This is a genomic window from Microcoleus sp. D3_18a_C4 (genome assembly GCF_036702415.1).
GTDB lineage: Bacteria > Cyanobacteriota > Cyanobacteriia > Cyanobacteriales > Microcoleaceae > Microcoleus.
The window spans coordinates 1-7,148 of sequence record NZ_JAUBTI010000177.1 but is presented as its reverse complement, the minus strand read 5'-3'; the positions used below and the strand labels follow the sequence as shown (position 1 = coordinate 7,148).

Annotated in this window: 3 protein-coding genes; all 3 read right to left on the bottom strand. The window is 47.1% G+C overall.

What is annotated here, in order from left to right; genetic code table 11:
* Positions 1 to 2,267: FG-GAP-like repeat-containing protein (locus tag QUB16_RS32435; RefSeq protein ID WP_333322449.1), on the bottom strand; the 2,267-nt coding region annotated here is incomplete at its 3' end.
* A gap of 69 nt (positions 2,268 to 2,336) precedes the next feature.
* A complete protein-coding gene (locus tag QUB16_RS32430; protein ID WP_333322448.1) occupies positions 2,337 to 2,834 on the bottom strand; it encodes a hypothetical protein in 498 nt (165 codons plus the stop codon).
* A gap of 261 nt (positions 2,835 to 3,095) precedes the next feature.
* A partial coding sequence (locus QUB16_RS32425; RefSeq protein WP_333322447.1) for a S8 family serine peptidase occupies positions 3,096 to 7,148 on the bottom strand: 4,053 nt, incomplete at its 5' end.

Below are 7,148 nucleotides of genomic sequence, written 5' to 3'. Positions count from 1 at the left end.
GCTGTAAAATTCAGTGCGGTAATTGGTTGAATTTGACTGCCTGTAGCCAAGTTAATCGTAACAGGTGCGATCGGTTGACTATTTAACTGAACAGTGTAACTTCCAGTTGCACCGCCTTCCGTTGCAGTCGTGCTGGCAGGATTAATCGTAATGCCAGGAGTTTCATTATCGCTGTTGCTGGCGCTGACATCATCGGGATTGAGATTGCTGTAATTAGTGTCGGTACTGACAGTGGCAGCAGTGACAATATTGTAAGTTTTACTACCATCAGCAATGCTGTCGTCAACACCAGTCAACTTTACTGTTTGCAGTTCATTCCAGTTGGCAGGCGTGAAAGTTAAACTATTGCTTAAAACTGTTGCTTCTGCGGGATTGGAACTGCTCAAATCAATGCTAACATTAGCACTGGGTTGACTGTTAAGTTTAACGGTAAATGTAGCGCTGTCGCCTGCTTCTGTAGTCACTAATCCGCTGGCAGGATTGACGGTGACTCCGGCAGTGTCATCATTACCGATCGTAGTTGTAGCGGTAGCAGCGGTAATAGTCGGAGTCGGGCCGGGCGCAACCGGATTTGAGAGAGTAACAGTAATAGTTTCATCCGGTTCAATTATGGCATCGCCCAACACATCTAAAGTAATAGTTTTCGATGTCTCGCCCGCCGCAAAATTAACCGTACCAGTAATGCTAGTTCCCCCAGAAGTTCCGCCGATATTGTTGTAATCGCTGCTGTTTGTAGCAGTTCCTCCAATTGCATAATTTACACTGCTGGCAGCATCAATCCCGCCGCTGCGAGTCACGGTAAAAGTAACGGGAGTAGTGCCACTGTTGCCTTCGGCGAGGCTGGCAGTACCGGCAGCAATGGCGTAATCTATAGCGTCATTGGCCGGAATAGTTAGTGTTGTTTCTTTTGTTGTACCTGCAATCCCATCAGTAATCGTACCAAAGCTGAACACCGCTGTTTCGGCGTTCTCTGGGATATTGTCAGCTTTGACAGTGACAGCAACATTCTGAGTGAGGGTGTTGGTACCTGCACTGAATGTGAGAGTGGCAGGTGAAAAAGTGTAGTCTGAATCTTGGGTAGCTGTACTGCTGGGGTTAAGTGCGATCGCAACAGTCAAATCTTTGACGGGACTGCTGCTGACAGTAACGGGGATATTAATAATAGTATCCGCGTTTCCTTCTGTGCCGCTGTAGGCAGCAGCACCGAAATTCACTGTCGGTGTATTGTTGAGTAAAACCGAGACATTGTTAGAGTTTGTCCCATTGTTCGCTGTCGCTAAGTCTGTCTTGCCGTCAGCGTTAAAGTCCCCAACAGCAACGGAATATGGATTTGTCCCCGTCGCAAAGTTAGCCCCCGCACCAAAACTGCCCGTACCATCTCCCAACAAAATGGAGACTGTGTTAGCACCGCTGTTCGCTACAGCTAAGTCTGACTTGTTATCGCTGTTAAAGTCTCCGACTGTAACAGAATAGGGACTTGTCCCCGCATTAAAGTTAGTAGCAGCCCCAAAACTACCTGTCCCTGTCCCCAACAGGATCGATACGTTGTTAGATCCACTGTTTGCTACAGCTAAGTCTGACTTGCTATCGGCATTAAAGTCTCCGACAGTAACAGAATAGGGACTTGTCCCCGCATTAAAGTTAGTAGCAGCCCCAAAGCTGCCTGTCCCTGTCCCCAAAAGGATGGAGACGCTCCCCGATTGATTGTTCGCCGTGGCTAAGTCTAACTTGCCATCGCCGTTAAAGTCCCCCGCCACAACAGACCTGGGCAAATTTCCGACATTAAAGTTGGTGGCCGCCCCAAAGCTGCCCGTACCCGTCCCCAACAGGAGAGAGACGTTGTTGCCGCCATTTGCCGTAACTAAGTCTGGCCTGCTGTCCCCGTTAAAGTCACCTACGGCGACGGCATAGGGATATGATACTACGTCAAAGCTGGTGGCAGTGCCAAAGCTACCTGTGCCATTTCCCAACAGGATGGCTACCCGATAAGAGGGAAACTCCCCTCCGCTACCCCACGGTGCAGCTATATCGAGGTTGCCGTCGCTGTTAAAGTCCCCTAATGCCAGAGATGCCGGGCCAATGCCAGCACTAAAGTTAGCTGCAGTGCCAAAGCTACCAGTGCCTGTCCCCAACAGAATGGAGACGTTGCTAGAGGCGCCGTTGGATGTGGCGATATCTGGCTTGCCGTCTTTGTTAAAGTCTCCTACAACAACGGAATTGGGGTTTGTGCCGACAGGAAAGTTGGTTGCGGTACTGAAAGTAGACATGATTAATTTACCTCTTAATTGACAAGTAATTTTTGCTTTTTGGAGTTGTGAAACTGATGCAAATCGCACCTAAGTTGCTGGCATCAGTGTCCCGACGATCGCAAGTACAAACAGGCTGCCTCCCACAGCGATAGTTACTATATTCCATACCGAAAATCGATCGTTAGGATTGTGGTTTGGTGCTGCTAAACTGTTCAGTTCATTCACAATCTCTTGAACAGGAAGCAAAACTATTACAGATAAAAAACTAACTAGCCAGTATGGGTCTGGCAGTCGGGCACACAGCGCAAGCCCCAACCAAGCCAGAGTCAGCAAGAAGGGACTAAAGTTGGCATCAATACCGCGCAATTTAGCCCTATTTCTAATTTTCGTAATCAATGAATAACAAAAAATACCGTTGAAAACAGCTCTCCAAAATGGGCTAATGTCGTCTCCTGTTGCGGCTTTGAATAGCTGCCAGTTTTTGTAAAACCAAAAAATTTGATAGAGGCCCAAGGTTACTAGGGACATCACCAGCAACTTAAACCGAGAAACAGGAAAAAACATTGGTTGTGAATCTTCGTTCATATCAAAAACCTCATGGGTGGATACACTACTACTCGATCGGGACTTATACCCAATGCGGTCGATTATCAGGTCGATGGTAGGGGCGGGTTCACAAACAATATCTGCTAATAGACAATTTCAAAAACCCGCCCCTGCCGCGATCGTACTGTCGAATATCGGGGCGGGTTTACAGAATCTCTCGTTTCTTTTAAAGATATCCGCGAACCCGCCGCTACAGGAATTATGGTCGATTAACCGGACATCATATCAGTCCTCTTGCTATTAGATTGAGCCAAAATTTGCGACACCGATCGCACTTGCCGTCACACCATTCAGAGATGCTAAAATCTCTCCGGTTGCTGACAAGCGGATGAATGTTGAACTGTTTTCTTGAGTAATTGACAATTGCGAAAAAGTCAGACTATTACCCAAAACTAACAAGTCTTTACCAACTTCAAAGTCAGTAATAGTATCAGTACCGGAATTGGTAGATAGCAAGAATTTATCTACCCCATTCCCTCCCGTCAAACTATCACTTCCCAAACCGCCATTCAGCAAATCGTCACCGCGATTGCCAAACAAGACATCATCACCGCTACTTCCGAGTAAAGTATCGTTACCTTTGCCGCCGAAAAGAGTGTCATTCCCCACCGCACCGTCGAGGGAATCATTGCCCCTCAGACCCAGCAAAACATTATTTGGACTGTCGCCAGTCACGATATCGTCGCCATTTGTACCGAGAATTCGATCGGGGGAATTGCTGCCCAAATCTGCGTCGCCGGTGACAACAGGAGTTGCAATCCCAGCAGGTAATATCACAGCTTGAATTTTGGTATCTAAAGCAGCACCAGTATTCTCAGTAACTACCTGGGAAATTGTCTTAGTTCCCGCACCAACTTCTTTGAAGTCTTGAGTAGTTGGGCCCAAAGCTACTTGTTGGACGCGGGCTACTGATTCAGGAATTGATGTTCCTGTTGGGTTGGAGACAGCAGAATCAATGCGCTGATTGGCTGTTGCCATTACTGTCGCAGCTTGCGAGGTAATTGAGGTAACTTTTTGACTGTCGAAACTGGGTTCTATCTGCTGAATTTTCGCGGCAGCTTGCTGAATGATTGCTTCTAAAACTGCTGAAGAGCTCAGATTTAAAACAGTACCGGATTGAATTGGATCGCTAATTGAACTGACAACAGCCTTGACAATATCCTTGCTAGCTGCACTGGAAGTACCGTCAATCAAAGCGCTAGTTTGAGTGATGAAGTTTTGGACTTTCACCATTGCTGCTAAGACTTGGACGCCGCCCGGTTCGTTGTTGTTGGTGGCGCCGATGGGGTCGAAATCGGTGATGTCAACATCAGCGGGAATCGCCAGAGAAGATTTGACAAGAGATTGCGCTGTTTCCGGTGCAACTCCTTTGTCGATTAAGTCAGCGACTAAGCTGGTTAAGAGGGTGACAACAGTAGAATCCGGTGGTGCGGTGACTGGTGTTTCTAGGGGTAAGCCGGTGGCGGTGTCAGTGCCTCCAAAAGCAACTAAATTACCTTCTGATGAATCAATTTCCCCATTTTGATTTTTGTCGAAAGTCTCGAAGGGAATATCAAGATCGTATTCACCGTTGGAGTCAGTAGTAGTTGATGGCTCTCCGGCATCTAGGACACCGTTTTTGTTGGCATCCAAGAAGAGAGTCGCACCGGAGATATAACCGTCAATGACAGCACCATACTTGGATAGTTTCATTAAAATGACATCACTTGCAGTTGCACCCCATGTGTCCGTTGCTGTTAATTTAATTTCCAAATTTCGCCGCCCAGGAATAGTTCCTTGGAAGCTGCGGGTATTCGGGTTGAAAGTCAGCCAATACGGTAAAGCTTCACCGTTTTTTAAAGTGGCTGAGTAGGTGAGGCTATCTCCCGGATCGGGATCTGTGAAAGTGTTTGTCGGAAAGGTGTATTTGAAGTTCCTTCCATAGCTGACTCGCAAGTTCTGGAAATGCCACGGAGTTGTATTCGGGCCGTAGTTTAACAGTGGCGGGTGATTGCCAACAATACCTTGACCCAAAGCCAGCACATCAACGCGCTTGAAATTAAGACCCGTATGCTTAACATTGTCGTTGCCTTCTTCATCATCGCCGTCATTGATAGTGACACCGGTTTGTTTCAAAAGATTAGCGAACTCGGTTGGTGTCAGTCGGCGGCCTAATTCTTGCTGTGCTAACTGTTGGGCTAATGCTGCAATGCCGGCAATGTGGGCTGTAGCTTGACTGGTACCGTGATAGGTGCTTAAACCGCCATTTTCGTTGGCACCTGTGATAGGTGCTCCCGGAGCAAAAACAGTGGTTAATTGCCCGTTACGCTGAGAAAATGGAGCTATGCGATCGGCAGCGGTGGTGTTAGCTATTACAAACTCGTTATTATTTTCACCAGGCTTATTCGCAAAATAACCTCCCAAAGAGGAATAACCAATGTCGGAATTGTATACCGCGCCAACCGACAGCGAATTCGGATCGGCTGAAGGGTAGTTTACACCTGGAAGCTGATTAGGATCTTTCTGGTACGGGTAGTAACGGTTGCCTGATGCAGAGACAACAATTATATTCTTTGCGGCTAATGCTGCCAGTTCATCTCCAATACCGTAGAGTGAAGTTTGACTGGTGGGAAAATTTTCACCGCTGCCGAATGCCATACAAACGCTGGCAATGTTTTGAGCATCTGCATTTTCCAATACCCACTGCAAAGCTTGTTCAACATACCGAAACTTACTAATTTCGTCACTACCATCATCAGGTATAATATCTTTTCTGACCTTGAGGTCGATAATCTTCGCCCCAGGTGCCATTCCCGTATAGGTTGGGTCTTGGGAGGCAATAATGCTGGCAATGTTCGATCCGTGTCCGTCTTGGTCGCTTGCATCTGCGTCACCCTCGGCAAAATCGTAGTTATAAACAATGCGATCGGCGATGCCGTTTGAGTCGCTGTCAGGGCCAAAAAATGGGTGGTTTAAGTCGATACCAGTCTCTAATATCGCTACAGAGAAACCGCTGCCGTCAATACCGGAAAAACGCGGTGCGGCGCGGAATTTGTCCAGATTGATCAGTTTACTGGATACACTGGCATCGAGCTTATGAGCGGGATTGAAGTCGTTGCCGCTGCCGTCAAAACCACCAGAAAAGTCTGCTGGGAGGAAGTTATTAACGAAACTTGAAGCATTACTATTGCCACCAACACCACTAAACAACACTGAGTCGAGGAAATTGCTATCAATCAGGGAACTGGATAGATTGTTAGTGAGTAGATTGTTGTTGATGCCGCGCAAAATGCGGCTGCTAGGTGAATTTGACTGGGGATTTGTGACGGCAGGGCCTTCATATCCTGTAGTTGTGACACCTGCAAGACGAGGTACAGCGGACAAATTCAAATTGTATGGAGTCTGAGCGCTATTAACTGAAGAAACTCGAATGCTGTAAGTCCCGTGTTCCAAAATGCGGTTAATTAATTTTGAGCCAGCGCCCGAACTTTGTGCAGTTGAGATGACATTTTGATTACTGTCAAGCAATTCAAGATTAATATCTCCCGTAAATCCGCTGACTGACAAGTTGAAGTCATTGCTAGCACCGATCGTAAATTTGTAGTAATCGGGATCGTTACTACTCACTGAATCACTGTAGTTTCTGAGATCGGAACTTGCATTGATTGTACGGGCTTTAGCTGATGTGTTTCCAGCTAAGTCTTGTGCTGGGATATTGCTGTCATTATCGTTATTGGTGACAGCGACATCGGACGCATTTAATCCGTTAAATCTGTTATCCGTACTGACAGCAGGGCTAGTAACAATGGTGTAAGCTTTATCGCCGTCAATAGCAAAGTCGTCAACGCCTGTTACCGTTACTGTTTGCGGTTGATTCCAATTAGTAGAGTTGAAGGTAAGCGATTGCGGGGAAACTGTTCCTTCTGCTGTATTGGAACTTGCTAAATCTATTTTCACATCGCCAGTAGGTGGGATGTTTAAGGTGTTGAGTTCAACATTAAATGTTGCTGTTTGGCCTGATTCTGTGGTGATTAATCCACTTGTAGGGCCAACGGTAATTCCAGCAGGTGTTGGAGTTGGTGTCGGTGTTGGTGTTGGTAACGGAGGTGTTGGGGTTGGTGTTGGAGTTGGTAACGGAGGTGTTGGTGTCGGTGTTGGAGTTGGTAACGGAGGTGTTGGGGTTGGTGTTGGAGTTGGTAACGGAGGTGTTGGTGTCGGCGTTGGAGTTGGTAACGGAGGTGTTGGAGTTGGTAACGGAGGTGTTGGTGTCGGCGTTGGAGTTGGTAACGGAGGTGTTGGAGTTGGTAACGGAGG

Bases quoted from the DNA above. Each gene is read 5' to 3' on its own strand.
- QUB16_RS32430 (WP_333322448.1), bottom strand. From the start codon at position 2,834: ATGAACGAAGATTCACAACCAATGTTTTTTCCTGTTTCTCGGTTTAAG.